A 26,412-nucleotide genomic window follows, 5' to 3' on the forward strand; every position below is an offset into this window, starting at 1 on the left:
GTGCTTGAAGGGTCGGCACGCGTGATCGCGAAGCCGGCACGCGTGATCAGAGCGACGACACGCCGAAAGGGCCCGCCTCGTGCGGTGTCGACCCTCCAATCACGCGAGTTGACCCTCTGATCACGCGAGTTGACCCTTCAATCACGGGTGATGCCTCTTTCCGCACGGATGGGTGGGGGTTTTGTCGCCGGTGGGCGGGTTTGCGCGTGGCCGCCCGAGGGGGTCGACCGGTCCGGTACTCTCGCCCGCATGGCCACGGACAGCCACCTCCGGTTCGCCCTCGCCGTCCACGCAGCCCTCGGTGCCGAGGGCGGGAACAGCTGTTTCTCGCCGTATTCGGTGGCCAGTGCGCTGACCCTGGCCGCGCGGGCCGCCCGGGGCCGGACCCGCGAGGAGCTGGTCGCGCTGCTCGGTGACCTGGACGAGCAGACCGCCCTGCTCAGGGAGGCCGCCCGGTTGGCGGAAGAGGCCCGCGGCGGGGAACCGCCCGAGCTGGCCGTCGCGAACACGCTGTGGGCAGACGACCGGCTCCCGCTCAAGGACTCCTTCAAGGCGGAGCTGGCCGGGTGGCCGGGAGCCGCCATCGCGAGCGCGCCCTTCCACGACGAGCCCGAGGCCGCTCGCGCCCTGATCAACGACGATGTCGGCCGCACGACGCGCGGGCTGATCCCGCGGCTGCTGCCGCCCGGCTCGATCGACGAAGACGTCGCGGCCGTGCTGGTCAACGCGTTGTATCTGAAGGCCGCGTGGAGGCTGCCGTTCCGGGAGGCCAACACCTCGGACGCGCCGTTCCACGCGCCGTCCGGCACCCGCGACGTGCCGACCATGTGGCTCAGCGAGAGCGTCGGCTACGCGCACGCCGATGGCTGGCAGGCGGTGCGGCTGGTCGCGGCCGGAGGCCTGCAGACGTTGGTGCTGCTGCCCGACGGCGACCTCGCGGAAGCCGAGGCGGCCCTCGACCAGGCGGCGTTGACGAGCCTGCTCGACGGAATCCGCTTCAAGCCCGTGGAGCTCGCGCTCCCGAAAGTTTCGCTCGACCTGCCCAGCTCGCTGACCGGCGTGCTGCGCGGCCTCGGCGTGCGCACGATGTTCACCGACGAAGCGGACCTGGGCGGGCTCTCCCCGGACCCGCGGCTGACCGTGTCCGAGGTGCTGCACCAGGCCGTGCTGCGCGTCGACGAACAAGGCTTCGAGGGGGCCGCGGCCACCGCGGTGACGATGCGCCTCACCTCGATGATCATCGACGAACCGGTCGCCGTCACGGTGGACCGGCCGTTCCTGCTGCTGGTCCGGCACGCCGGCACCGGCGCGCTCTACTTCCTCGCCAGGGTGGTCGAACCGTGAGCTTGAAGTCCGAAGCCGTTCCCGAACTCGTGCCACCCGCACCCGAACCCCCCGAAGGCCCGAAACGCTGGGCGTGGCAGGACTCCGCGATCGCCGGTGGGTACCTGCTGTTCACGATCCTGCTCTACAACGGGCTCTGGTTCGACCTCAAGCGCGGCTACCTCTGGAACGGCGCGTCCGACCAGAGCCAGTGGGAGTGGTACTCGACGGTCGTCGCGAGGTCCGTCCTGCACTTCCAGAACCCGTTCACCACGGACCTGCAGAACTACCCGCTCGGCGTCAACATGGCGGCCAACGCGGCGATGTTCGGCCTGAACATCCCGCTCGCCCCGATCACGCTGACCTTCGGCGCGACGCTGACCTGGGCGATCGTGCTCACCGCCGGCCTCGCCGGCACCGCGATCGGCTGGTACTGGGTGTTTTCGCGCCACCTGGTGCCCCACCGGACGGCGGCCGCCATCGGCGGGGCGTTCTGCGGCTTCGCCCCGCCGATGATCTCGCACGGCAACGCGCACCCGAACTTCGTCGTGCTGTTCGTGCTGCCGTTCATCGCGCTCAAGACCATCCAGATCTCCCGCGGCGAGCGCCCGGTGCGTAACGGCGTCGTGCTCGGCCTGCTCGTCGCGTGGCAGATCCTGCTGGGCGAAGAGCCGCTGATGATCTTCGCGCTCACCTTCGTCGTGTTCGCGGTCGCGTACCTCATCCCGCACCGCGGCGAAATCCGCGGCATGCTGGCGCCGCTGGCCAAGGGCGTCGGCGTCGGCGCGGTCGTCGCGCTGCTGATCGCCGGATTCCCGTTGTACTAGCAGTTCTTCGGCCCGCAGAGCTTCCACTCGCTCCTGCACGGCCCGGCGGGCAACGACACGGCGGCGTTCACACGCTTCGCGACGCAGTCGATCGCCGGCGCGCCGGAGGCGGCCGCGGACGTGTCGATGAACCGCACCGAAGAGAACGCGTTCTTCGGCTGGCCGCTGATCGTGCTCATGGTGGTGCTCACGATCTGGCTGTGGCGCGACGTCGTGTCGCGGGCGCTCGCGATCACGATGTACGTCATGGCCGTGCTTTCGCTCGGCGTCGAGATCACCGTGGCGCACGACGACACCGGCATCCCCGGCCTGTGGAAGTGGCTGGGACAGCTGCCGCTCCTCGATTCGCTGCTCGAATCCCGGCTGGCGATGGGCTGCATCCCGGTGGTCGGCGCGCTCCTGGCGATCGCGACGCACCGCGTCTGGACGGCGGCGCCCGCACAGCCGGAGCCACTGGACGGCAAGCCGCCGTTCCCGCTGCGGATGATCTGGATCGGCGCGGTGGTGGCGGTGCTGCTCCCGATCGCGCCGACGGAGCTGGTGACGCACCAGCGCCCGCTCTCCCCACCCTTCTTCGCCGACGGCATCTGGCGCCAGTACGTCGCTCCCGGCGGTTCGCTCGTCCCGGTCCCGCTGCCGAGCACCGGGGAGGCCGAGCCGCTGCACTGGCAGGTCGACGCGGGCCTCGGCTACCCGATGCCGGAGGGCTACTTCGTCGGCCCGACCTCGCCGGACGACCGCCGCGGCCGGTACGGCGCGCTGCCGCGGCCGACGTCGGACCTGTTCGCGGAGGTGGAACGCACCGGCCAGGCGGCGGAGGTCACCGAGGCCGACCGCACCCAGGCCCTCGCGGACCTGCGGTACTGGAACGCGGACGTGCTGGTGGTCGGGCCGCGGCAGAACCAGGAAGCCCTGAAGTCCACTGTGGAGCTGCTGCTGCGGAAGCCGGCGGAGTTCGTCGGCGGGGTGTGGGTCTGGGACGTCCGCCCGCTGACGGCGTGAGTGGAGTCGGCGCTCGTGACCTCCGTGGACGAACAGGGCCGGCCCGAGCCGCCCCTCGACGGTGACGAAACCGCGACCCTGCTCGGTTTCCTCGACTTCCACCGCGCGACCCTGGCCTGGAAGTGCGCCGGACTGGACGCCGCGGGCCTGCGCGCGACGCACCCGCCGGCCACGATGACGCTCGGCGGGCTGCTCAAGCACCTGGCCTACGTGGAAGACCACTGGTTCTCCCACGTGCTGGCCGGCCGCCCGCGGATGGCTCCCTTCGACGCGATCGACTGGACGGCCACGCCGGACTGGGACTGGGAATCCGCCGCGGACGACACCCCGGAGCAGCTGCGCGAACTCTGGGCGGCCGCCGTCGAGCGCTCGCGGGCGGCGGTGGCGGAAGCACTGGTGAACGGCGGCCTGGGGCAGCGGGCCCGGCGCCCCACGCGGGCGGGCAGCACGACCCTGCGCTGGATCCTGGTCCACCTGGTCGAGGAGTACAGCCGCCACAACGGCCACGCGGACCTGATCCGCGAGTCGATCGACGGCCGCACGGGGGAGTAGTCAGCTCCCGCGCCGGGCGATCTGGAAGACGTTGCCGAACGGGTCGCGGACCATCGCGCGCCGGTCGCCGTAGGGCATCTCCGCCGGTTCCTCCAGGCTCGTCGCGCCGCAGCCGAGGGCGCGGCGGTACGTTGCGTCGGCGTCCGCCACGGAGATGTGGAGGAACGCCGGGAACAACGCACGCTCACCTTCGGCCGACACCATGATCAGCGAGTCGCCGATGCGGAGCTCGGCGGGCCGGCCGCTCTCGACCTCGCCCGTGGCACCGAAAACCGTGCGCAGGAAGGCGACCGCGGCGGCGAGGTCGCCGACCACCAGCCGCGGGACCACCGTCGGGAATGTCATACCCGCCCACCCAAGCCGGTTCCGGCCGGGCGCACAAGCCTAAGCGCGCAGGCCCACCAGCTTGACCAGGAACCGGTCCAGCTGGCCGACCGCGGGCGGCCAGGGCAGGTCGGGCTCGTTGATCCGCTGGGCCAGCATGCCGTTGACGGCCGTCCGCAGGTCGATCGCGACGATCGCGGCGTCATCGGCCGGGGCCACGCCCGCGTCCATGCACCGCTGGACCGCCTCGGTCGTGCGGGCGACCATGATCTCCTTGAACGGCATCCCGTGGCGCCGGTGGACCTTGCTCTCGTGCAGCACCTTGTAGAGCCCGGAATGCTCCTGCGCCCACGCAGCCTGCGCCAGGATCCGGGCGCGCAGCGCGGCGGCCGGGCCGGGGGCCGCCGCGGCGGCCTCGTCGCCGGCGCCCACGAGCTCCTCGTGGCAGCGCTGCATCGCGGCCAGCACGAGGGCGTCGCGGTCCGGGAAGTGCAGGTAGACCGACGTCGCCGCGATCGACACCTCGCGGGCGACGGCTCGCAGGGACAGCGCCTCGTCGTCGGCGAGCTCGTCGAGCATCCGGACGGCGGCCGTGACGATCTCTTCGCGCAGCAGCTCGCCCTTGCCGCGGGCGTTCGGCCGGCGTCTGGTCTCTTCCATTGTGGCCCAGTGTAGCTGGACACCCTTTGCGCTACAGGTGTAGTGTCAATTGCACTACGGCTGTAGCGCTACAAACGTTCACAAAACTGAGGAGTGAAACTTGACCACCACCGAAGCGCCCACGAACCTCGAACGGCTGGCCGCGCTCGACCCGGTGTTCGCCCAGATGGTCGGAGCAACCGCCCGGTACGTCCGTTCGATCCCCGAGTTGACCGACCGCGAGAAGACCTTCCTGTGCGTCACGGCCGACGTCTGCCAGGCGAGCCTCGGCCTGGCGTTCACCGCGCACGTGCGGGCCGGGCTCGCGGCCGGGGTGTCCACCGCGGACATCCGGGAACTGCTGCGGTTCGTCTCGTACGACTGCGGCTACCACGCCGCGACCGCCGGCATCGAGCGGATCACCGAGCTCGAGGTGGAACTCGGCCTGCCACGTCCGGACGCCGAACTCCTGGCCCCGGAACTGGTGTCGACCGGGCCGGACGCGGCACCCAGCCCGCTGCCGGACCCGGTGCGGGCCCGGTTGACCGAGCTGGACCCGCACTTCACCGGCTATTTCGACCTGCAGTCGCGGATGCGTACCGGCCACGGCCCCGGCACGCTCAGCGAACGCGAGCGTGGCCTGGTCAGCCTCAGTGTCGACGTCCACTACCAGACCCTGGCCGACACCTTCCGCGCGCACGTCGGACGCGCGCTGCGGGGCGGCGCGGCGCCGGAGGACGTCCGCGCGGCCCTGCGGTTCAACGCCCAGTTCGGCGTCACCCGAGCGTGGCACGCCTGGGAAGCGCTGAACGAAATCCTGGCCGGGAGCTAGCCGAGGACCTCGTCCGCGAGCCGGCTCAGGTAGCCCGCGAAGCGATCGCGGTCCTCCGCGGGCCAATGGCCCACCAGTGCTTCGAACGCCTGACGTTGGTGGGCCTGCGAAGCCTCGAGAAACTCCTTCGCCGTGTCAGTCAGGGTTAGGACCGCGCGGCGCGCGTCGCGGGTCGATGTCGAGCGCGCTACGAAGCCTTCTCGCGCTGCTTCGCTCACCATCCGGCTGGCCACCGAGCGGTCGATGCCCAGCTGGCGTGCCACGTCCGCGACGGTCACCTCGTCGCCGGCCGCGCCGTCGATCGCCTGGATGACGAAGAGGTTCGGCACCGTCCACGACGGCGGCGCGTCGGCGGCGAACCGCTCGACGACGTCCGGGGCCCACTGGCGCGCCCAGTGGCGGACCAGGCGGAACAGTGCCGGGCCGCCCTCGCTTGATGTGTGCATAAGGCACGTTATAACGTGTGCTTTATGCACGCATCTCGGAACCTCGCCTACGCGGGTCTCCTGCTCGGCATGGCCATGGCCCAGCTGGACGGCCTGGTCCTCACCGCGGCCCTGCCGTCGATCGGCGCCGATCTGCACGCCCGGACCGGGCTCGTCGCGGTCACCGCCGCCGGCCTGCTGACCCTGACCGTCGCGACGCCGCTGCACGGCAGGCTCGGTGATCTGTACGGCCGCCGGGTCACCTTCGCGCTGTCGGTCCTCGTGTTCGCCGCCGCTTCCGCGTGGTGCGCTGCCGCACCCGGCGTCGGTTCGCTGATCGCCGCCCGCGCGCTGCAGGGGCTGGGCGGCAGCGGCCTGATCGTCACGGCGATGAGCGCGCTCGGCGAGCTGTTCGAGCGCGACGAGCTGCTACGCCGCCAAGGCTGGCAGACGGCCGTCTTCGCGGCCGCCACCCTCGGCGGGCCGCCGCTGGGCGGCCTGCTCGCGGCCGGTCCCGGCTGGCGGTGGATCTTCCTGGTCAACCTGCCCCTGAGCGTGCCCGCCCTGGTGCTCGGGTGGCGTGGGCTGCCCGCGAAACCGCGCCGGGAGAAGGAAGAATTCGACGTCCCGGGCAGCGTGCTGCTGACCGTCGCGGGTGCCGCCGTCGTCGCGCTCGGCACGGTCGACGCCCTCGCTCGCAGTCCACTGTGGACGCCGGTGTTGCTCGCAACGACCGTGGTGGCGGGGTTTCTGTTCCTCCGGCGGCAGCGCCGCACGCCGAGCCCGCTGATCTCCCCGAAGGTGTTCGCGGACGCCGTCCTCAAGCGCGCGGTGGTGGTCAACGGCCTGGCGGGCGCGGCGCTCTACGGCACCTTCACCTACGTCGCGCTGGCCGCGGCCCTGGCCGCGGGCGCGGCGGGCACCGGACTGCTGCTCGTGGCCATGACCGCGGGGCAGCTCGTGCTGTCGGCGTCCTTCGCCGCACTGGCCCGGCGGCACCCGGGAATGACGGCGTGGGGCCGGTTCGGCTGCCTGCTCGGCACCGCGGGACTGGCCGCGATCGCCGGTGCGGCGGCATTCGAAGGCACGCCATGGCTTCTCGCGCCGGGCCTGTTCGCGATCGGCGCGGCCTTCGCCGTCTGCACCTCCGCCTACACCGTCCTCGGCCAGACCCGGGCGGACCGGGCGCTGCTGGGCGTCACGCTGGGGTCGCTGACCTTCGCCAGGCAGGCCGGCGGCCTGGCCGGGGCCGCGGTGTTCGGCTGGCTCGCGCTGGTCACGACCGGCGGGCTGGCCGCGCCGGGCCTGACCGTCGTGTTCGCCGCGGCCGCCCTGACGATGCTGGTGGCGTGGCTCACGGCGCCGGTTGTCACACCTGCGGGCGCCGTCTCGTCCAGGTGACAAACCGAGACGAAGGAGACCGCAATGCCGCGCATCACCGCGAAGAAGACCGCCGAAGCCGGACCGGTCGTCAAGCTGCTCTACCGGATCGCCGGCCGCCGCTACGGCGCGGTGCCGGAACCGATGGCCGTCACCGCGCACCACGCGGGCCTGCTGCGGGCGAACGTCGTGCACGAACTGCTCGTGGAGCGCGCGTCGAAGAAGCTGCCGCCGAACGTGCGCGAGCTCGCCGTCTACCGGGTCGCGACCCGGATCGGCTGCTCGTGGTGCGTCGACTTCGGCACCATGCTGCAGAAGCACGGCGGCCTCGACATCGAACGGCTCACGAAGGTCGACGACTACGCCACCTCGCCCGCGTTCACCCACCAGGAGCGGCTCGCGATCGCCTACGCCGACGCGATGTCCGCCGACCGGGTGACGGTGACCGACGAGCAGGTCGCCGAACTCGAGCGCGAGTTCGGCCGCGACGGCGTCGTCGAGCTGACCTACCAGATCGCGCTGGAGAACTCCCGCGCCCGGATGAACAGCGCGCTCGGCATCGTCGACCAGGGCTTCACCTCCGGCGACGCGTGCCGGGTCCCGCTCCCGTAGCCGGACGCGTGATCCGGGTCAGCTTGTCGGGGTTGACGACGTCGTAGATCGCCACGATCTTCCCGTCGCGGATGGTGACCGACTGCACGTGCTCGTCGAGGGCGAGGAAGCCGTCGCGGCCTGGCATCGGCGGCAGGTACATCCCCAGGTCGCCGTTGACCAGCACCGGGAGGCCGCGCTCGGCCATCCCCGGCGCGTACTTGCGCGTGAGGCCGACGAAGAACCGGGCGATCTTGTCGGGGCCGACGATGAGCTGGCGCGCGGTGCGGCCCTTGCCGTTCGAGTCGCCGATGAGCACGACGTCCGGGGCCAGCAGCTCGGTCATCGCCCGGATATCGCCCTGCTGCAGCGCGATGACGAACTTCTCGAGGATCTTCGCCTGGTCGTCCAGCGGCACGCGCGGCGCCGGGTCGGCGTCGGCGAGCGCCTTGCGGCCCCGCGACGCGTGCTGGCGCGCGGCCTCGACCGAGACGCCGAGCGCGTCGGCGATCTCGGCGAAGGGCACCGAGAAGGCGTCGTGCAGCACGAACGAGACCCGCTGCTCCGGGGTCAGCTTGTCGAGCACGACGAGCGCGGCCATCCGCAGCCCGTCGTCGCGCACCGCGACGTCGAGCGGGTCCTCGCTCACCGGCCGCCCGAACGGCGTGACGACCGGCTCGGGCAGCCAGTTGCCGACGTACCGCTCGCGCTGCGCGGCGGCCGACTTCAGCCGGTCGAGGCAGATCCGGCCGACGACCGTGGTGAGCCAGCCCCGCAGGTCGCGGATGGCCGCGCGGCCGGCATCGTCCAGCCCGGCCAGCCGCAGCCAGGACTCCTGGACGGCGTCCTCGGCGTCGGCGCGCGTGCCGGTCAGCCGGTAGGCGACCCCGATCAGGTGACTGCGGTGCTCGGCGAACTCCGCGGCGAGGGTGTCCTGGGCGGTAGGTGTGGCCATACCTCCGAGTGTGCCGGATGAGGTCCGGATGAGGACCGATCTATTGTGGGGGTGTGGCAGGACGGATTCGGGAGAGCGACATCGCGGAGGTGCGCGAGCGGAACCGGATCGACGAGGTCGTCGGGGAGTACGTGGCCCTGCGCCGCGCCGGTGGGGGCAGCCTGAAGGGGCTCTGCCCGTTCCACAACGAGAAGACCCCCTCGTTCAACGTCCGCCCGGCGCACGGCACCTTCCACTGCTTCGGCTGTGGCGAGGGTGGCGACGTCATCAAGTTCGTCCAGAAGATCGACCTGATCACGTTCGTGGAAGCCGTCGAGCGGCTGGCCGACCGGGTCGGCATCCGGCTCACCTACGAGGGCGGCGGCGCCACGATCCAGCGCGACCGCGGCAGCCGCAGCCGGCTGATCGAGGCCCACCGCGCGGCCCAGGAGTTCTACGCCGAGCAGCTGGTCACCGACGAGGCGCGCCCGGCGCGGGACTTCCTGTCCGAGCGCGGGTTCGACGCCGCCATGGCGAAGACGTTCGGCTGCGGGTACGCGCCCGGCGGCTGGGACAAGCTGACCAAGCACCTGCTCACCCGCGGCTTCGAGGTCAAGGAGCTGCTCACGGCGGGGCTGTCCAAGGAGGGCCAGCGAGGCCCGATGGACCGCTTCCACCGGCGGCTGGTCTGGCCGATCCGCGACGTCGGCAACGAGGTCGTCGGCTTCGGCGCGCGGCGGCTGTTCGACGACGACCGGATCTCGGCGAAGTACCTCAACACCGCCGAGTCGCCGATCTACAAGAAGTCCCAGGTCATGTTCGGTCTCGACCTGGCCAAGCGCGAGATCGCGAAGCGGCACCAGGTGGTCGTGGTCGAGGGCTACACCGACGTCATGGCGATGCACGCGTCAGGCGTGCCGACGGCGGTCGCGTCGTCGGGCACGGCGTTCGGCGAAGACCACATGAAGGTGCTTCGCCGGCTGATGATGGACGACGACGCCTTCCGCGGCGAAGTCATCTTCACCTTTGACGGCGACGAAGCAGGCCAGAAGGCGGCCCTGAAGGCGTTCGAAGGTGACCAGACCTTCGCCGGGCAGACGTACATCGCGATCGCGCCGGACGGCATGGACCCGTGCGAGCTGCGCCTGGCCAAGGGCGACAGCGCGGTCAAGGACCTGGTCGCGCGGCGGACCCCCCTGTTCGAGTTCGTCATCCGCAGCACGCTCAAGAACTACGACCTCGACTCGGTCGACGGCCAGGTCGCGGCGCTGCAGAAGACCGTGCCGATGGTGGCGTCGATCAAGGACCGCGCGGCCCGGGACGGCTACGCGTCGAAACTCGCCTGGTGGGTGGGCTGGCAGGACGTCGCGCAGGTGGTCAACCGCGTCCGCGGCAGCGCGGGTGCGACGGACAAGCGCGGCGGGGCGCCCCTGCGGCAGCCGGCGCGGGCCCAGGCGGCGCCGGCCGCCCCTGCTCAGGACGTCGCCCGCCCGGCCCCGAAGGACCCGCGGTTCGCTGTGCAGCGCGAGGCGCTGAAGGCGGCGCTGCAGCAGCCCGCGATCGCCGGGCCGGAGTACGACGCGCTTCCGTTGGAAGCCTTCACGCACCCGGTGTACGTCGCGGTGCACGAAGCCGTGCTCAAGGCGGGCGGCGCGGGTTCGGGCCTGACCGGGTCGGCGCTGCTGGACGCGGCCGCCCCGCACTGTCCGGAAGGGACGGTCCGGCGGGTGCTGTCGGAGCTGGCCGTGGAACCGTTGCAGGCCAAGGACGAGGTCGACTCGCGCTACATTTCGTCGATCCTCGCGCGGCTGCAGGAGAGCCTCGTCGGGCGGCAGATCGCGGAGATCAAGGGGAAGCTGCAGCGGCTGTCGCCGGTCGAAGCGCCGGACGACTACCGCGCGCTGTTCGGCGACCTCGTCGCGCTGGAGCAGTACAAGAAGTCGCTGGGCGAGCAGGCGGCCGCCGGCGCGTGGGGCTGAGTCATGGGTAGCCGCGTTCGTTTCCTGCGCCGGTTGCTGGGCGACCGCACGCCCGCCGGGTTCGCCGGGGATTTGGAGCCGGGCGAGGACGTCCTCGACAGCGCCCCGGTCGAGGACGGCGGGCACCTCGTGGTCACGCAGCTCGGGCTGTGGATCCCCGCCGACGGCGGGGCGCGGCGCGTCGGCTGGCACCTCGTCGGCAAGGCGGCCTGGGCGGACGGCGTCTTCACGCTGACGGAGTCGGCGGAGGTGGGCACCGCGGGGACCGCCGTCGTGCTGGCCGACCTGCCGCCGGCGCGGTTCCGGCTGCCTGCGCCGGGCAAGGTGCCGCACCAGGTGCGCCTGCGCGTCGACGGCTCGGTGCGGTCGCGGCACCGGCAGGAGATCGGGGCCGGGGGAGCCTGGTTCGTCCAGCGCAAGGTGCCCGGCCGCGACGGCAGCGTCCTGCAGGTCCGGCCGGACCCCGGCACCGACGTCACGCTGGTCGGGGCCATCGCCGAGCAGGTCGCCGCGAAGCTGGTGAACCCGGCCGAGTAGCAGTACGCTCGTACTCAGTACAGGCGTACTGCTATGGAGGCGGCCATGTGGGATCCCGCGAAGTACCTCGACTACGCCGACCTGCGGGCCCGGCCGTTCCACGACCTGATCGCGCGCGTAGCGGCTTCCGCTCCCCGGCGCGTGGCGGACCTCGGCTGTGGCCCGGGGAACCTGACCGTTTCTCTCCGGGAACGCTGGCCGTCGGCGGTCCTGGAATGCGCCGACAGTTCACCCGAAATGGTGGCGGCCGCGCGCTCCCGCGGTCTCGACGCCACGCTGCTCGACGTCCGCGACTGGACGCCGGCCCCGGACACCGACGTCGTGGTCTCGAACGCCGTCCTGCAGTGGGTCCCGGACCACGGCTCGCTCCTCCGCCGCTGGGTCTCTTCGCTGCCTGCTGGTGCTCATCTGGCGGTACAGGTGCCGGGCAACTTCAACGCGCCTTCGCACGTGCTGACGCGCGAACTGGCGGCGTCCCCGGCCTGGTCGTCCCGGCTGGCCGACGTGCTGCTGCGCGAAGACGACGCGGTGTCGAGCCCGCTCGAGTACGCGAACCTCCTGGCCGACGCGGGCTGCGGCGTCGACGCCTGGGAGACGACGTACGTGCAGCCGTTGCGCGGCCCGCGGCCGGTGCTGGAGTGGATCACCGGAACGGCGTTGCGCCCGGTCAGGGCGGCCTTGACCGACGCCGAGTGGGAGCGGTTCCGCGCCGAGCTGGCACCCCGGCTCGACGCGGCCTACCCGCCCCGCCCCGACGGGACCACGTGGTTAGAGTTCCGCCGGGTGTTCTTCGTGGCCCAGGTCTAACGCCGCCGGACCTTCTCGCTGATCTTGGCACGCGCCACCCCGGCGGCGCCCTGGACCATGGGGTGGTCGACGACCCGGCGGTAGGTGCGCACGAGCTGCTCGTACCGCCCCCGGCCTGCCTTGGCGCCCAGTATGTACCCCAGGCCTGCCCCCAGCAGGAACTTCTTCATCGCGTCCACGCCTTCCGTCACTAGGTCGTCCGACTGTCCATTGTCCAGGAAACCACCACCGGCGGGGGCGGGCCGGCTAACTGGGGGGTGGTGAGAAGGCCTTTGGGGGCATGGGTTAAAGTTCTTCTCGTCGGTCGGAGACCGGCACCGGAAGTGAGCACATTCCCCTGTAGCTCAACTGGCAGAGCATTCGGCTGTTAACCGGAGGGTTCTTGGTTCGAGTCCAAGCGGGGGAGCTTCCAGACGAGAAAGCCCAGGCCAACGGCCTGGGCTTCTCTGCGTTGTGGGGCGGTGACGTCTGGAGGGAGGATTTAGTGATTAAAAACTCCGTCACGGTGCCGCTGCGGGCATCAACGCTGCAGCTGCCCTGGGTCCAGCCGGTGCCCGGCGGGACAGCTGCGGGGTAGGTGCGGCGGCCCGGTCACCGGCGAGATCCACGGCCAGAGCGGGACGTCGAGATAGCGCCCGGCCCTCGCGGCGCCCGGCCTTGTCGTCCATGATCAGTCTCGATCCATGACATTTCCTCGCGAGAGCGTGGACGCCTCGGTGACTGACTATCGGACAAAGGGCTCGTAGCCGTCGGCCGGGGTCGCCCCTTGTCAGTCTGCCCCGGTGCCGGCGAACCTCCCGGGGCCCATGGTCGACACGCCACACAACTGAAGCGTTAGCGCGTGGATCGTGTGCGATACTGAAGTTACGTCCTGACCGAGCCGCGGCCTTGGACACCTGCTCCAGGAGGGCCACCCATGGTTCCGGACTCACCCGCCGATGCTCTCGGCTCTCATGCTCCCGGCCTGCGCGACTTGCTCGTTGAGGTCGTACGGGCGCGACACGGTCTCGCAGCCGAAGCTCACCTGGTCTCCGGGTCGCGGTACGCGATGGGGTTCGGCAGCCAGTGGCGAGACCTACTGGACGACACCTGTGAAGCACTGAAGGGCCGAGGTTTCCGGTCCATCAAGCTGGCCCCCGGCGGGCACGAGGTCCCGGTCGTCAACGATAGCCTGGTGTACGTCTGGCGCATGTCGAACAATCCGAAGGCGGTGAGCGGGTTCGCGTCGAGCCCGACCCGGAAGAACGGCTTCATGATTGCTCCCCTCGACCCGACACTGTGGGAGCCCAGCCTGTCCGGCGAGCCTGAGCCCGTCTATGACGCCTCGGAGGAGAGCGAGCTCGGCCCCGTGCTCAGGGCGGTCGGCGACACAATGCCGTTGGTGCTGGTCATGGTCGAGTCGACGCCGAGGCAGCTGCAGTCGATCGAGTGGGCCGTCGCCGTGCTCGACGTCGACGGCAAGGTCAAGCTGCGTGGGCATGAGTGCATCTGGGAGCCGGAACTCGCCGCCGATGACGCTGCATCCACCGTCGAGTCGTTCGATAGCGGTGAGCCGGTCGCGCCGGTCGTGGAGCTCCAGAAGCAGGGCCGGACGCCGACCGATGGGTGAGGAGGGCCAAGGCCTGTTCGAGGTCCAGCCCGGCCGGAACGGTCGGTTCGAGCCGGCACGGTTGACCCAGGCACGGGTTCGCCTCGGCGTGAGCAAGGCCGACCTAGCTGCCGAGGTCGGTGTCTCTGCGGCAGCGATCGGCCAGTACGAGGCCGGCGTGAACTCGCCGCGGCCCGAGGTGCTCGACCGGTTGGCGACCTACTTGAACGTCCGTCCGGAGTTCTTCGGCGTTGGCCGCCCACTTGCGCGCATCGACACCCTGACCGCACACTTCCGCAGCCTGAGGTCAGCCCGCGTCAGCGACCGCCAGAAGGCGCTGGCCACTGCGGCGCTGGTGTGGGAGCTGACCTTCGCGCTCGAGCGCTATGTCAAGCTGCCCGACGCGGATCTCCCGGTCCTCGCCGCCGGTGCGACGCCGTCCGAGGCTGCCGCGGCGCTCCGCGCGCACTGGGGGTTGCCAGACGGTCCGGTGAAGCACTTGGTCGCCACGGCCGAGTCCCGCGGCATCGTCGTCGCCATACGGCCGCTGCGCGAGATCGACGCTGTCGATGCATTCTCCGCCGTCATCGTCGACAGACCGATCATCATCACCACGCCCCGCCGCAGCGAGAACGTCTTCAGACATAGGTTTTCGACTGCGCATGAGATCGGCCACCTCCTGCTGCATCGTGACGCCAGCGGCCACAGCGCTGGGGTCGAGAAGGAGGCAGACGAGTTCGCGGCCGCATTCCTGACGCCGGCAGCTGCCATGGATGCACTGCTGCCGCAACGGCTGGACTTGGCGGCGCTGGACCGGCTCGGGCGGACATGGGGTGTCTCACCGCAGTCGCTCGTCCGCCGGATGGTCGAGCGCGGGCGCACCACCGAGTCGTCAGCGCGGCGGGCATACCAGCGCCTGGCCACAACCGACGACCCGCGGGCCGACCCGACGAGCGCGTACCCGGGGGAGAACCCGTCACTCCTGAAGAAGGCTGCGGAGCTGGCGAGCGACCACGGCGTGGGGGTTCCGGCTCTCGCTGAGGCGCTGAAACTCAGCACCGCGCAAGTCCGTGACCTGCTCGGCGATGCCGACCAGCGTCCGGTCCTTCGCCTGGTCGGCGGCGGGAACTGACTGCCATGGCATCGGTACAGCAGCAGGTGCAGAGCGTCGACGGGGTAATCTGCCAGAACATCGCCAGTCTCCGTGACGATCGCGGTCTTCTGTCGCAGAACCTACTCTCTCAGCTCCGGAACATGGTCGAGGGGCTCATCGTCTGGGCGCATCTCGACGATCCCTCTGCTGAGTTCCACTACGACCAGGTGGGGCCTGCACTGGTTGAGGTCAAGGCGAAGGCGAAGTTCCGTTTGCTGAGCAGGTTCCACAACCTGCTCCAGGCCAGTGTCTCGCACTACACGCTGGACGGCGACCCGTCCGAGCGGCTGATGCTCAAGTACTACGAGTACCTGCTTCGCACTCGCGACCTCGCGCTGAAGCAGTTCGGCATCAGGATTCTCGGCAATCTCGAGCTGTTCCCCGCAGACCTCGACCCGTCGCTGCGTGAGTACCACGAGAAGATCGCGGAGCGCATCGAGGCGACCCGTGCGACGCGGACCGAGCGCCGTCGCCAGCGCTACTACATCCATAGCTCGCGACCCTTCTTCTGTCGCGGGAGGATCTACTACGAGGTCACCTTCTCGGTGGCGCACAACTGGACGAGCAAGTTCGACCGCACGATCGCGTTCACCGACATCGACATGACCGACAGGTACGCGGCCTACCTGGACCTGTCGAGCGAATCGATCACGGTGCTGGGGCAAACCATGCCGATCTTGGTCATCCGCTCGTGGGAGGTCTCGATACGCCCCTGTGAGTTCAACAACTACGCGCGGTTCTTCGGCCTGTCGACGCGTGTTCAAGCGAGCCACGTTGAGTATCGAAACCTGATGCAGTACCTGACCATTACCCGGTCCAGCCTGCTCGACCTCGTCGACATGACCGACGCGAGCTACAACCAGATCCGCAGCTGGGCTCTTGGCGACTCGCCGCAGGTCGCATCGATCTTCCCTGCGCTCGACCAGGCTCGAGCGCTCATCCGCGCGAACCAGCCGGGGTCCCGTGTGCTGCGGTACCTGATGCTCCAGATGCGTAATCGGTGGATCAAGGCCCAATACGACCCCGCGCCGAACAGTTGGCTCTCGGGGCTCCGGCTCACGTCGCGGAGCAAACCCTTCGACACGATGCCGTTCTGCAGCGCTCCCAGCGGTCACCTCCCGCGATTCGCGGATCTCGCTGAGAGCCTTGATGCAACCGGCCGCGAGCACGAGCTGCTGGCGCGCCGCGTAAGGAACAACGTCGAGCAGCACGGCGCGATCTACACACCGGATACGGAGTGCGAAGACCTCGGCGACGTCGACGCGCTGATCCAGAAGTACAACCAGCTGCTCCCCCCGACCGACCGGCACGCGCCGCGGAAGCTCGCCCACGCCAACGGACACGTCTTCATCGTCGGGTACGAAGACGACACGGTGGCCATCATCCAGAAGCTGCAGTCGATCGTGGGTGAGGGCATCGATGGGCACGCCGATGGCGTTCAGGATTGGCTGGATGCGAACCCGGACAAGGTCGATGACGACCTGAAAGCCCAGGCGCTGAAGGCCCTCTTCGAACACTCGAAGGTCGCCCTGCTCTACGGCGCGGCCGGGACCGGAAAGTCCACCATGGTCGACCACATCGCCAACTACTTCTCGACCGGGCGGAAGCTCTTCCTCGCGCACACCCACCCGGCCATCGATAACCTGAAGCGTCGGGTACATGCACCGAACTCCGAATTCAGCACGATCACCAGTCACATCAACAAAAGCGCGCCATTCGGCTCGAATTACGACGTCGTCGTGATCGACGAGTGCAGCTTTGTGGACAACGCGAGCCTGCTGAAGGTACTCAACAGCACCAAGTTCGAGCTGCTGGTGCTCGTCGGTGACGTCTACCAGATCGAGTCGATCCAGTTTGGCAACTGGTTCAACCTCGCCCGCTCCTACGTCCCCAAGGACTCGGTCTTTGAGCTGACCAAGCCTTGGCGGACGGAAGACGGAGCCCTGCTCACCTTATGGAATCGGGTGCGGAACCTTGACGACCGGATCGAGGAGTCACTCTCCAAAAACGGCTACTCGAAACGGCTGGGCGATGCGCTCTTCCTGCGCGAGAGCGACGACGAGATCGTACTGTGCCTAAACTATGACGGGCTCTACGGCATCAACAACGTCAACCGGTTCCTGCAGGCGAGCAACCCGAGTCCCGCCGCGACCTGGGGCGAAGCGACCTACAAGGTCGGCGACCCAGTGCTGTTCAACGAGACCGAGCGCTTTCGGCCGGTCATCTTCAACAACATGAAAGGCACGATTACCGGCATCGACCGCGCGCCCGGTCGCATCACGTTCGACATCGACCTCGAACGTGAGGTCACCGAGGGCGATCTGTTCGGCACTGACCTGCGGTGGGTCGAGGGCTCGGTAGTCCAGTTCGATATCTTCGAGCGCCCGAACTCGGACGACGATGACGACAACGTCAACACGCTAGTGCCCTTCCAGATCGCCTACGCCGTGTCGATTCACAAGGCACAGGGCTTGGAATACGACTCGGTCAAGGTGGTCATCACGGACGCCAACGAGGAGCGGATCTCCCACAGTATCTTCTACACGGCGATCACGCGGGCAAGGCGTCGGCTGGGCGTCTTCTGGACGCCGGAGACACAGCAACGGATCCTGAGCCGACTGGCGGTGCGCGAGAGGGCGAAGGACGAAAACCTGCTGAAGGCGCGCCGCGGTGTCATTCCTATTGAGCCCCGGCCGAGGCGGCAGAAAGAACGCCTCCGGCCGTAGTGGATGCTCCGGGAGATGCTGGCGGTCGGTTCGGCGACCACGGTTCGGTAGGCGGCGATGTGGTCGATCCTGGAAAGCGGTTAACTCCTCGTGGCCGACGTCGCGGCCGTGGTGGTGTGGTCGGGGCAGAGCAACGATCGGGCTCGCCGGGAGCGGCGCAGCGAATTGCGCGATCAACGACGATACCGGGACGTCAATCGGGCTCCGGCGGGCCGAGTTCGCCGGCCAGGTATTGGAGGCGGATTGGAACTGGCCGGCGCCCGCGCCGAACCGTGCCCGGCCGACCTACTCTGGAATTCAGGATCAATCGCCGATGCCGCTGCCTGGTATGCCGAGCATCAGCCCGAGACCCTGTCAACGGTCATTGGGAACTCCGGGCGGGCGGACAGCTGGTCTGCGGGCTGGCGGACAGTACTTGTCCGGGCTGATGGACAGCGGTTCTCCGGATCTTGGTTAGGTCAAGGGGACCACCCCCTTGCCCGCGATGGCTTCGGCGAGGCGGTGGCTGTCGCCTTTGGTGGTGACCAGGTGGGCGTGGTGCAGTAGCCGGTCGACGGTGGCCGTGGCGAGGGTTTTCGGCATGATCGAGTCGAACCCGCTGGGATGGATGTTGCTGGTCACCGCGATCGAGCGGCGTTCGTAGGCGGCGTCGATGATCCGGTAGAACGCCTCGGCGGCGTCCTGCCCGGCGGGCAGCATCCCGATGTCGACGACGATGAGGTCGCAGCCGCAGATCCGGGAGATCGTGCGGGCCACCGAGCCGTCGACCTTGGCTTTGCCGACCGCGGCGGTCAAGGTTTCCAGGGTGAACCAGGACACCCGCATGTCGTTCTCGATCGCCGAGTGCGCGAGGGCTTCCACGAAGTGCGACTTCCCGGTGCCCGACGGCCCCGCGACGGCCAGGTTCTCTTGTCTTCCAATCCATTCCAATGTGGACAGTGAGTTCTGGGTAGCCTCGGAGATCGAGGATTCCTCGGCGCGCCAGGAGGAGAACGTCTTGCCGGTGGGGAAGTTCGCGGTCTTGCGCCGCATCCGCCGGGTCGCGGCGCCGCGGCCGGTGACCTCCTCGCCGAGCAGGACGCGCAGCACCTCGGCGGGATCCCAGCGTTGCGCCCGCGCGGTGGCCAGGACGTCGGGTGCGGCTTTGCGCAGGTAGGGCAGCCGCATCCGGCGCAGCACCAGGTCCAGTTCCTCAGGCAGGGCGGGGGCTTTGGGGCTGCTCACTGGCCGAACACCTCCCAGCCGCTGGTGCCCGGTTGCGCGGAGTGGGCCTCATCGGCCACCACCACGTCACTCGGCGGCCCGGAGGAGGTCAGGTGGTCCAGGATCGAGGCGAGGTCGTCCTCGGCGAACCGGCCCGCGATCGCCGCCAGCCCCAGCGCGTCGTCGACCCGGCCGGCATCCAGGATCGCCGCCAGTTCCACCGCGCGGGCCATCTTGACCCGGATCCGGGTCACCCCGGTCGCAGCGGCTTCGACCAGCCACCGGCGAGCACCCTCGCCGAGGGCGAGGAACGCGACCTCCTCCGGAGTGCGTGCCCTGACCTTCGGCGGGCGAGGCAGATTCCCGCCCGGATGGTGCGGGTAGTGCGCGTCGTCGATGCGCGGAGAACCCGGAGTGGACAGCACATGCCGGGCGATCTCGGTCAGCCCGGCGGTGGTGTCGCCGACGATGACCAGCTCGTCGCCGGTGACGCGGGCCCAGACCTTGCTGCCCTGGTGCCCGTCGGGGGTGGAGTAGCGCACCGACCCGAACCGGATCGTCTGGTCATCGTCGACCAGGCGCTCCTCGCCGAGGGCGATCGCGTGCGGTTCGGCGGGCAGGACGTGCAGATGCTGCAGTTCGGTGGCCAGCCGGACATCCGGAGCGGCCCCGGTCTCGCGGTGGGTGCGGGCGTTGACCCGCTCGCACCACTCGACACACGCGTCCGCCAGGTCGGCGAACGTCGAGTAGGCGGGCAGCAGGTTCGCCGTGGTGGGCACCAGGTCCGCCTTGGCGATCTTGACGGTGTGCTCGGCGCCGCCCTTGGACTCGGGGTCGAACGGCTCACACGTTTCGACTTTGCAGCCGTAATACCGGCCCGCGGCGACGATCTCAGGGTGACGTACCGGCACCCCGGCGACCCGGTCCATCGTCACCGTCCGGGGGTTGTCGGTCAGCAGATATGTTGGTGCGCCACCGATCCGACGCAACGTNGCATCCACACAGGACACCAGAGTGCCCAAGGTCTGGTCCCATGCGGGCAGCACCACGCGGAAGCGCGACCACGACAGCCACGCGCAGAACAACTGCGTGCGCCGCCCGCCGACTCGAGGGCCCTCACCCCAGTCGAACTGCATCCACATCCCCGGCTCCGGGGTCCACGGCCGGTACTTGCGGCGGTGGCCGGCCTTCCACGCTGCTTTCGCCTCGGCGACCGCGCGCCGGGTCGTGCGGTCGGTGCCGGTGAACCCCATCGCGACCAGCCGCTGATGCACCACATCGGCGCGGACCCGGCCCTGGGAGTTCGCCACCAGTTCCTCGATCTTGCCCAGGAACGGGTCGATCCCACGAGCCCGCCGCGCCGGGGTGAACGGGTCACCACCCGCGTCGCGGATCGCGACATAACGGGCGACGGTCTTCTCATCCACCCCCGCCAGCTCCGCTGCCGAGTGCGCACAGCGTGTCAAATCGAACGCTTCCAAGATGTCCATGATTTCCCTGTCAGACTTGGTCAAGGGACTCCTCCGGCCGCACGGGCGGGCAACTGATCAGCAACCAGAGCCAACCCCGCCGGAGGGGTCCCTACCTGCATTGATGTCAGGCGTGTCCCGGAGATCTCATGTCCATCGACCCGGAGATTTCATGTCCGCCCACCCGGACCGAACTGTCCGCCCACCCGGATTTTTTCATGTCCGCTGGCAGACCCACGAACGTGGCTACCTCGACCGGGCCCTTCCTCATCTGCCATGACGGCGCACTCTGCATCCACCAATGCGGCCCTCGGTGACCGCGTCCCAGCCGGGGACGTGATTAGGAACTCCGTTAGGGCGCCGCTGCTGCGGGCATCATCGCCTCCAACGCGTCGGCGTTCCCCAAGTTGGCTACCCGCTGCTTTCGGTAGTGACGCTCCGCCACTGCTGGGGTATTGCCGAGCTGGTCGGCGATCGCTGTGATGGGTAGGTCGGCTTCGTCGAGCACTGTGCCGACCGTCTTCCGGAACACGTGGCTGGTGACCCACTCGTAGCCGACCGCGGTCACTGCCTCGGTCAGGCGGTTGATCACGTTCGAGGGGTCGAGGAGTTCGCCGGTGAACGAGGCGAACAGGGCGTTGTCGCCGGCGGCTTCTTTGCGTCGCTGCCACATGGGCACCGACCACTGCGGCACCGCGAGCAGCAGGCCGCCGACGTTCCCCTTGCGGAGCTGACGCCTCTCGAGCCCGGCACCCGGTACGCGGACGACGTGGTGAGTCACCGCGACCGTGGGGGCTGCCGGCTCGACGTCAGGCCCGAGGATCGCGAGTACCTCCCCGATCCGCGCTCCGCTCGACAGCATGGCCTCCATGAGATCCGGCAGGTCCAGCCAGATCCGGCCGCGTGCCCCCAGCGACCGTCCGCGCGCGTCGACCTGCCGCGTCGGCGCGTAGGCGCGCAGCTTCGCCAGAAGGTCGGCACGCTGCGGGGCAGACAACGTCACGACTTCCTTCTGCTTGCCCCGCGACATGCGCCCGACCGAGCGAATGGGGTTCGCATCCATGCCGCCATGGCGCACGGCATAGTCGCAGGCGCCCGAAAGGGCTGCCTTGACGGTCTTGGCGGTGTCATAGCTCGCCTTGGCGCGTGCCTTTTTGACTACCTTGTCGCATCGGGTGACGAGGACTTCGCGGCATCGCAGTTGGCCGAGTGAGGGGAGCGCCCAGTTCTTGAGGGCTCGCCGGTACAGGCTGACGGTGGTGGGGGACAGGTTGCCCAATTCTGCCTCCTGGGCGATCTCTTCGAGCCACAGTTCAACCACATGGTAAAAACGTGTGTCTTTGTCGATGTCGCCGTCCTGGGTTTCGGTTGCCAGTTCGCGTAGTGCTTCTTTCAGGCGGGTCGTTGCCTGGCCTTTCGTTGGTGCCTGCCGGCGAACGAGGCGAAGCGATCCGTCTGCCATCCTGAAGTACGCGCTCGCGCGATGACGCACCTTGCCAGCTCGGGTCGGAGGCAACTGCTCGACGTTGATGACGCCGTATGTGCCTACCGGTGTTGCTGGTCGCCCCATGATGCCGACTCCGTCGCTGGAAAGATGAGCTGATTGCGGCTATTCCGCATTCGATTTGCGCAATCGATGTTAGGGCAACTCTTGTGTGCGCAGAAAATTTTCTATTTCAAAATCGGGAATCAGGTAGTAGCGTCCGGCCGTGACGGCGCCGAGCTTCTTCTTGTGGATCAGGTCAAGCACGGTCTCGTAGGGAATTCCCAGCTGCGCGGCTACTTCCTTGGGCGTCCATGCTCGTCGTGGCAGTGACTCGGTCATCTTCGTTGTCCTTACGGGGTTGAGATGGAGCTTCGCTGTTGGATTCCTGGCGCGCTCTTGGGCCGCACCTGTCGGTGTTGCCTGGTTGCGGCGGGGCGCAGGTCTTGCGTGGTCGCGATCGGCGCGCTGACGGTCGCCTGCGGTCCGCAGAACCCATCTGTGGAACGGTCGTGGCGCTGCGACGTACCGACGCCGGTCCTGCCTCCGATCGGATCGCATCCCGGGGCGGCCGTGACGCAGCACCGGCCACGGCAAGTCACCCGTTGGTGAGGAGTTGTCATCCCGGCGCCTGCGGGCCGGGGTTGGCCGGACTGCCACGAGGCTCTGGTTGCTGAACGGGATAGCCCTCCCGTCGGAGTTCGTCGTTGACTTCACGCTGCAGGTCGGTGATGACGTCGATCGTCAACCCGTCCGGGTGGTGGTTCGCGGCCATCACGCCGCCTGCCGGTGATCGGATGGCAGCGCATTCGCCGGGTCGTCTTTGGTTTTGACCGAGGACGGGACATGCCACGAGCGTCGGTCGGCGGAGGCGAACTCTTCGGCGGTTACGGGCGGCGGGTGCGCCCACGCCTCTGACCAGATCCAGGCAGTTCGTGGAGTCGGTTTTCCGTGGTGGGTGCGTCCCCAGACCTGTCGGCCGAAGTACTTCGGGTTGCGGAGGTTGGCCCGCACCGTCGCCACCGTCCATGCGCCGGGCTCGCCGGCCCTCCACACGAAGATCATCCGTACCGTGGAGGCTTCGACCGGTTCCATCAGCAGCCGGGTGCGCCAGCGCGGCCTTCGGCCTTCCGGATTGACCCGGACCCGCCGGGCGCGGTAGCCGTAGGGCACGTCTCCGCTGTTGGAACCGGCGCGCACCAATTCCTCGGACGTGGAGCACGCTGCTGCGAGGTTCGCGGCGTGGTAGCCGCGCAAGACGTACTGCCGCACGCCCCACGACGGTATGGCCTCGCCGTTGTCCGGCTCTGTCGCCGAACCGAACAGCCGGGCGCCCATCGCGGCGAGGCGCTGTCCGAAAGTCAGGCGGCCGGCGGTCGCAGCCCAGTGCGAAATACGGTCGCCGGACTCTTCCCGCGCGGTGTTGTTCGAAGGCATGGCGGTTCTCCAATTCCGTGAAGGGCCTATGAGGCACGCGAGATCTGCGTGCGAGCGGCCGTACACGCGCCGGCCTGGCGCGGGCGCTGCGAGCCAGACCGGGTGCGCCCGGTCCTTTGGCTACTTGCTCGCGGTCTCTTGCCGCGCGCGGAAGTCAGCCCGCGATCGGGCCGGTAGCCAGGTTCTTCAGCGCGCAATGAGGTCAGAAGCCGGGTATGCCAACCCAGCGCGAAGCGCAGGCAGTTGGATTCGCTGCGGTGGCTGGGCGAGCAGCCGGGAACGTATCGCCCGCGGAAACTCCACGATGCCGAGTCGCTGCTAGAGATGGCGTCGGCGTAGCGCCCCAGCCCCAGAACCTTCGCCCCGAATGCGTGCAAGCGGTATCCACGAGCCGACAGCGACCGCATGATCTGTTCCACTTCTGCGGTGTGCTGACGGCGGCACACACTGCCCACACCGACCAGCGGCAACGCGGCGAGATCGACGTCGTGTCGTTCATAGAGATCCGCGCACCGGTTGTAGTCCGTAATGGACTGGCCTTGCAGCACAGGGATGATCGGCAGCTCGGGCGCGAGGTCCCGCAGCCGCAGGTAGTTGGCAACCGTGCGGTTCTGGTGGACGCGCACCGTCGCACCGGTGCGTGCCAGGACATGGCTCTCCGTCATGTGGTCCATTGGTGCGGCCCACGCGAGGTGGCTGATCTCGGTGGCGTAGCGGCGAAGCGCCGCGACGTAGCCGCGTTCGTCGATGCGCCACCGGCCGTGCATCGACAACTCCGTGAAGCCGCCTGAGTCGCACGCCCACGGCCCGGTCGCGCGCGGCAGGCTGCGTCGGCCGGCCAACCTGCGGTGGGAGACCAACAGCGGGACACCGAGATCACGGGCCAACCAGGACGGCTGATGGGTGCCAAGGAAGAACCTCATCGCGACACCGCCCGCCGAGCGGTCTTCGCCAGCAGCAACGCCGCGACGGTGAGCGCGGTGGCGACCGTCTTGCCGAGGATCTGGCCGGGTACTGCGGCGAAGGATCCGAACGCCAGCGGCACGAACAGCACGCTGTCGCTGACCAGGCCGACGGCGTTCGAGCCGACGACCGCGCCCAGCCGTGACCGGCACCGGATCCGGCCGTAGATGACCGAGTCGACGCACTCGGACACGCCGAACGCGACGACGCTCGCGACGGCAATCTGTGGTGAGGCCAACGACCAGGACAGCCATGCCCCCACCGCGATCGCGGCGAGGACGCCGGCCGTGCCCAGGGCCTCGTGCAGCAGGTCTCGCAGCGTCAGCGTCACCCCGGCCCACAGCGTGCCGGCGGGCACGATCAGCGAGCCGACGAGCAGGGCCGACCAATGGGTGGAGGCCCAGTTCGCCATCACCACCGAGCCGACATAGGCGGCCGACACCGCCAGACCCGAACAGACGAGCCCGTGCCCCGCCTCCGCGCGGGAGTGCGACAGCCCGGTCATGCCGCGCGCTCCTCGGTGACCGCGGCACCGGACCGGCACGACCACGGCGAGCAGCCGTCAGGATCGTCCTCCTCCACCGCTTTGGCGGAGGCCAGCCTCAGGTGCCGCTTTCCGGGAGCGGGCAGGTCGAGGTCGACTTCGTCGAGCGGCCGGCACGACCGGTGCAGGAAGTACTTCCCGCGCAACTCCTGGCCTTGCTTGGTGGCGTGCGGGTAGCCGTCGCGGATGGCCTTGTCGAACTCGACCGCCTGGGCCCAGCCGTCGAGGTCGTTGTCGCGAATCCAGCGCCAGCCCGCGTTGCCGTGGAACGGGCACCCGATGCAGGCGCTTTTCACCGTTTCGCCGAATCCGCGCTCGGCGAGATAGTCGGCGCACCGCGTGCGGTCCCAGCCGAGGTCGATCAGCGGGAAGACGTTGCGCAGGTACTTGACGCCGGAGTCCTTGGCGCGGGTGAACTCGTCGGTGCTGATGCCGATGGCCTGCTCGACGTACACGCCGCGGGGCACCCGTCGCGGATGCGGGTAGCCGAGCAGTTCGCGCGCTGCCTTCTTCAGCGGCGAAATTTTGTACTCGCTAGTACATTGCCTGCGCGCCAAGCCTCGACTGCCGTCGGGGTTGAGCACGTGCAGTGGCATCGACACGAACCGGTGGGCCGGGTCGAGCGCGTCGTCGCGAATGTTGCCCGCCGACACCGTGCGGACCGGGATGCCGAACTTCGCCGCGTGCGCACGTAGCCGGGCGAGGTTCGCGTACACCGCGCGTGGTTCCCAGCCGGTGTCGGCAAACAGTGCGACATCGAAGCGCGGGATCACGCCCTCGCAGGCCAGCAAAAGGACGGCGCTGCTCTGGACTCCGGCGCCCAGCGAGAGGCATCGCAGGACCGGACCGGCGTCGTGAGCGGAGGCTAGATTGGTCATGCCGCGTTCGCCTCCTCCGCGTATCCGGAGGGCTCGGTGGAACCGGCGTCGAGAAGTGCGGCGAGGTCGGCGAGCAGCAACCCGACGGCGTATGTGGCCTGCTGCGGGACGACGCCGTTGCCCAGCGCTCGAAGTTGCGCGGTGCGCGGTAGCGGAAGGGCCGTCACCCAGCCCGGCTCGAGCCCTTGGAACCACTCGACGAAGGCCGGGGATAGCACGGGACGCCCATGGACGCCCGGTTGCGTGGGGAGCGGCGCTGGTCGCCCGAGCACCTGTTCCCAGCGCCGCACGGCCGGCGCGTAGTCGCCCCAGTCCACCTCGGGATGCACCGATGCTGGCGAGGCGAGATCGGGGTCGACGGCTACGAGATGCCGCCGCCCGCTTCCGGGACGAGCAGGCGCATCACCGCTGAGGGCAGCATCAAGTCGCCCTTCGAGCCCCGCTGCGCCGGGCAACCCTTCGTCCCGTCGGTTGCCCGAGGCGTTGGCAGGAACGTCTCGGGGTCGACCAACGGAAGCACCTGCTGCGACAACGGCGGCCGAAACCCGACCCCGGCACGGCGTCCCGCCGTGCCGGTGTCCGACGCCCTCGGCGTCGGCAGCAGCCGCGCCTGGTCGGGTAGCGACGGGCCGCCACCCTGCGTCTTGTGCGTGCAGTTCTTCGCGTCCGAGGCGGTCGGTGTCGGCAGTAGCCGCAACCGGTCCAGCAGCGACGGGCCGCCCTGTCGGCTGGCCGCCGAGATGCCGTTGGAGGAACCGTCGTGCGCGGTCGGCGTCGGCAGCATCTCGGCCTCCGTGGTCGGGGGCACCGGGACGA

General features: G+C 69.3%; 26 protein-coding genes, 1 tRNA gene and 2 pseudogenes. 13 read left to right on the forward strand and 16 right to left on the reverse strand.

The window, feature by feature from the left end:
• Positions 1 to 249: 249 nt before the first annotated feature.
• The 3 genes and pseudogenes from A3CE_RS0140195 to A3CE_RS0140205 all read left to right on the forward strand — a co-directional run bounded on the left by A3CE_RS0140195 (position 250) and on the right by A3CE_RS0140205 (position 3,704).
• Positions 250 to 1,344 (forward strand): serpin family protein, encoded by a 1,095-nt coding sequence (locus tag A3CE_RS0140195; protein ID WP_020645763.1) that lies wholly within the window; start codon positions 250 to 252, stop codon positions 1,342 to 1,344.
• A pseudogene (locus tag A3CE_RS59990) lies at positions 1,341 to 3,152 on the forward strand (glycosyl transferase). Before A3CE_RS0140195 ends, A3CE_RS59990 begins: the two are co-directional and overlap by 4 nt.
• 15 nt (positions 3,153 to 3,167) lie before the next feature.
• Positions 3,168 to 3,704, forward strand: a complete 537-nt coding sequence (locus tag A3CE_RS0140205) for a DinB family protein (protein WP_026469324.1) — start codon at positions 3,168 to 3,170, stop codon at positions 3,702 to 3,704.
• Here A3CE_RS0140205 and A3CE_RS0140210 read toward each other — a convergent pair whose 3' ends face one another.
• Together A3CE_RS0140210 and A3CE_RS0140215 are read right to left on the reverse strand one after the other, a co-directional pair.
• Positions 3,705 to 4,049 (reverse strand): VOC family protein, encoded by a 345-nt coding sequence (locus A3CE_RS0140210; protein WP_020645768.1) that lies wholly within the window; start codon positions 4,047 to 4,049, stop codon positions 3,705 to 3,707. It abuts the gene before it with no gap.
• A 39-nt stretch (positions 4,050 to 4,088) separates the two neighbouring features.
• Entirely contained in the window at positions 4,089 to 4,688 is a 600-nt protein-coding gene (locus tag A3CE_RS0140215) for a TetR/AcrR family transcriptional regulator (protein ID WP_020645769.1), read from the reverse strand.
• A gap of 100 nt (positions 4,689 to 4,788) precedes the next feature.
• On the opposite strand from A3CE_RS0140215, the gene A3CE_RS0140220 reads away from it, so the two are divergent.
• The gene (locus A3CE_RS0140220) at positions 4,789 to 5,499 is read left to right on the forward strand and encodes a carboxymuconolactone decarboxylase family protein (protein WP_020645770.1); all 711 of its coding nucleotides are present in this window, start codon (positions 4,789 to 4,791) and stop codon (positions 5,497 to 5,499) included.
• On the opposite strand, the gene A3CE_RS0140225 is transcribed toward A3CE_RS0140220, so the two are convergent.
• Positions 5,496 to 5,945 (reverse strand): MarR family winged helix-turn-helix transcriptional regulator, encoded by a 450-nt coding sequence (locus A3CE_RS0140225; RefSeq protein ID WP_020645771.1) that lies wholly within the window; start codon positions 5,943 to 5,945, stop codon positions 5,496 to 5,498. The genes A3CE_RS0140220 and A3CE_RS0140225 overlap by 4 nt on opposite strands.
• 24 nt (positions 5,946 to 5,969) lie before the next feature.
• Here A3CE_RS0140225 and A3CE_RS0140230 point away from each other — a divergent pair, with 24 nt between their 5' ends.
• Positions 5,970 to 7,325, forward strand: coding sequence for an MFS transporter (locus A3CE_RS0140230; RefSeq protein WP_020645772.1), 1,356 nt, complete (start codon positions 5,970 to 5,972; stop codon positions 7,323 to 7,325).
• 24 nt (positions 7,326 to 7,349) lie between these two features.
• Positions 7,350 to 7,916: a carboxymuconolactone decarboxylase family protein gene (locus A3CE_RS0140235; protein WP_020645773.1), complete on the forward strand. Its 567-nt coding sequence runs from the start codon at positions 7,350 to 7,352 to the stop codon at positions 7,914 to 7,916.
• On the opposite strand, the gene A3CE_RS0140240 is transcribed toward A3CE_RS0140235, so the two are convergent.
• Positions 7,879 to 8,850 carry a sigma-70 family RNA polymerase sigma factor gene (locus A3CE_RS0140240; protein ID WP_020645774.1) on the reverse strand — a complete coding sequence of 324 codons (972 nt, stop codon included), beginning with the start codon at positions 8,848 to 8,850 and terminating at the stop codon, positions 7,879 to 7,881. The genes A3CE_RS0140235 and A3CE_RS0140240 overlap by 38 nt on opposite strands.
• A gap of 53 nt (positions 8,851 to 8,903) precedes the next feature.
• On the opposite strand from A3CE_RS0140240, the gene dnaG reads away from it, so the two are divergent.
• The 3 genes from dnaG to A3CE_RS0140255 are packed head-to-tail and all read left to right on the forward strand — an operon-like array spanning position 8,904 to position 12,152.
• Positions 8,904 to 10,808 (forward strand): DNA primase, encoded by a 1,905-nt coding sequence (gene dnaG / locus A3CE_RS0140245; RefSeq protein WP_020645775.1) that lies wholly within the window; start codon positions 8,904 to 8,906, stop codon positions 10,806 to 10,808.
• A gap of 3 nt (positions 10,809 to 10,811) precedes the next feature.
• On the forward strand, positions 10,812 to 11,345 hold the full coding sequence (locus tag A3CE_RS0140250; protein WP_063714221.1) for a hypothetical protein: 534 nt from the start codon (positions 10,812 to 10,814) through the stop codon (positions 11,343 to 11,345).
• 45 nt (positions 11,346 to 11,390) lie between these two features.
• The gene (locus A3CE_RS0140255) at positions 11,391 to 12,152 is read left to right on the forward strand and encodes a trans-aconitate 2-methyltransferase (RefSeq protein WP_020645777.1); all 762 of its coding nucleotides are present in this window, start codon (positions 11,391 to 11,393) and stop codon (positions 12,150 to 12,152) included.
• Here the strand turns inward: A3CE_RS0140255 and A3CE_RS52275 are convergent.
• Positions 12,149 to 12,343 (reverse strand): hypothetical protein, encoded by a 195-nt coding sequence (locus tag A3CE_RS52275; RefSeq protein WP_020645778.1) that lies wholly within the window; start codon positions 12,341 to 12,343, stop codon positions 12,149 to 12,151. The genes A3CE_RS0140255 and A3CE_RS52275 overlap by 4 nt on opposite strands.
• Positions 12,344 to 12,485: 142 nt before the next feature.
• On the opposite strand from A3CE_RS52275, the gene A3CE_RS0140265 reads away from it, so the two are divergent.
• The 4 genes from A3CE_RS0140265 (at position 12,486) to A3CE_RS0140280 (ending at position 17,619) form a co-directional block, all read left to right on the forward strand.
• Positions 12,486 to 12,558: transfer RNA gene (locus A3CE_RS0140265), tRNA-Asn, on the forward strand.
• A 642-nt stretch (positions 12,559 to 13,200) separates the two neighbouring features.
• Positions 13,201 to 13,761 carry a hypothetical protein gene (locus tag A3CE_RS0140270; RefSeq protein WP_020645780.1) on the forward strand — a complete coding sequence of 187 codons (561 nt, stop codon included), beginning with the start codon at positions 13,201 to 13,203 and terminating at the stop codon, positions 13,759 to 13,761.
• Entirely contained in the window at positions 13,754 to 14,872 is a 1,119-nt protein-coding gene (locus A3CE_RS0140275) for an XRE family transcriptional regulator (RefSeq protein ID WP_020645781.1), read from the forward strand. The genes A3CE_RS0140270 and A3CE_RS0140275 overlap by 8 nt, the downstream gene beginning before the upstream one ends.
• Positions 14,873 to 14,877: 5 nt before the next feature.
• A complete protein-coding gene (locus A3CE_RS0140280; protein WP_026469327.1) occupies positions 14,878 to 17,619 on the forward strand; it encodes an ATP-dependent DNA helicase in 2,742 nt (913 codons plus the stop codon).
• A 453-nt stretch (positions 17,620 to 18,072) separates the two neighbouring features.
• On the opposite strand, the gene istB is transcribed toward A3CE_RS0140280, so the two are convergent.
• From istB to A3CE_RS58965, 11 genes and pseudogenes are all read right to left on the reverse strand, one after another.
• Positions 18,073 to 18,843, reverse strand: coding sequence for an IS21-like element helper ATPase IstB (gene istB, locus A3CE_RS0140285; protein ID WP_020638425.1), 771 nt, complete (start codon positions 18,841 to 18,843; stop codon positions 18,073 to 18,075).
• Positions 18,843 to 20,312: pseudogene (istA, locus tag A3CE_RS0140290) on the reverse strand (IS21 family transposase); the annotation flags it as partial. The pseudogene istA and the gene istB, both read right to left, overlap by 1 nt.
• Positions 20,313 to 20,643: 331 nt before the next feature.
• Positions 20,644 to 21,861, reverse strand: a complete 1,218-nt coding sequence (locus A3CE_RS0140295; RefSeq protein WP_084641941.1) for a site-specific integrase — start codon at positions 21,859 to 21,861, stop codon at positions 20,644 to 20,646.
• A 69-nt stretch (positions 21,862 to 21,930) separates the two neighbouring features.
• The gene (locus A3CE_RS57555; RefSeq protein WP_169524045.1) at positions 21,931 to 22,116 is read right to left on the reverse strand and encodes an excisionase family DNA-binding protein; all 186 of its coding nucleotides are present in this window, start codon (positions 22,114 to 22,116) and stop codon (positions 21,931 to 21,933) included.
• A 277-nt stretch (positions 22,117 to 22,393) separates the two neighbouring features.
• Positions 22,394 to 22,549 carry a hypothetical protein gene (locus tag A3CE_RS56925; RefSeq protein ID WP_157376799.1) on the reverse strand — a complete coding sequence of 52 codons (156 nt, stop codon included), beginning with the start codon at positions 22,547 to 22,549 and terminating at the stop codon, positions 22,394 to 22,396.
• Positions 22,549 to 23,211: a recombinase family protein gene (locus A3CE_RS0140300; RefSeq protein WP_020645784.1), complete on the reverse strand. Its 663-nt coding sequence runs from the start codon at positions 23,209 to 23,211 to the stop codon at positions 22,549 to 22,551. Before A3CE_RS0140300 ends, A3CE_RS56925 begins: the two co-directional genes overlap by 1 nt.
• Before the next feature lie 26 nt (positions 23,212 to 23,237).
• Positions 23,238 to 24,134: a deazapurine DNA modification protein DpdA family protein gene (locus tag A3CE_RS0140305; RefSeq protein WP_020645785.1), complete on the reverse strand. Its 897-nt coding sequence runs from the start codon at positions 24,132 to 24,134 to the stop codon at positions 23,238 to 23,240.
• Positions 24,131 to 24,679 (reverse strand): VUT family protein, encoded by a 549-nt coding sequence (locus A3CE_RS0140310; RefSeq protein ID WP_020645786.1) that lies wholly within the window; start codon positions 24,677 to 24,679, stop codon positions 24,131 to 24,133. Before A3CE_RS0140310 ends, A3CE_RS0140305 begins: the two co-directional genes overlap by 4 nt.
• Positions 24,676 to 25,596: an adenine nucleotide alpha hydrolase family protein gene (locus A3CE_RS0140315; RefSeq protein ID WP_020645787.1), complete on the reverse strand. Its 921-nt coding sequence runs from the start codon at positions 25,594 to 25,596 to the stop codon at positions 24,676 to 24,678. The genes A3CE_RS0140310 and A3CE_RS0140315 overlap by 4 nt, the downstream gene beginning before the upstream one ends.
• Complete coding sequence (locus A3CE_RS58960) at positions 25,593 to 25,925, reverse strand: hypothetical protein (RefSeq protein ID WP_245589854.1); 333 nt, start codon at positions 25,923 to 25,925, stop codon at positions 25,593 to 25,595. Before A3CE_RS58960 ends, A3CE_RS0140315 begins: the two co-directional genes overlap by 4 nt.
• 32 nt (positions 25,926 to 25,957) lie before the next feature.
• Positions 25,958 to 26,404 carry a hypothetical protein gene (locus A3CE_RS58965; RefSeq protein ID WP_245589855.1) on the reverse strand — a complete coding sequence of 149 codons (447 nt, stop codon included), beginning with the start codon at positions 26,402 to 26,404 and terminating at the stop codon, positions 25,958 to 25,960.
• Positions 26,405 to 26,412 lie beyond the last annotated feature (8 nt).

Source organism: Amycolatopsis balhimycina FH 1894, assembly GCF_000384295.1.
Classification (GTDB): Bacteria; Actinomycetota; Actinomycetes; order Mycobacteriales; family Pseudonocardiaceae; genus Amycolatopsis; species Amycolatopsis balhimycina.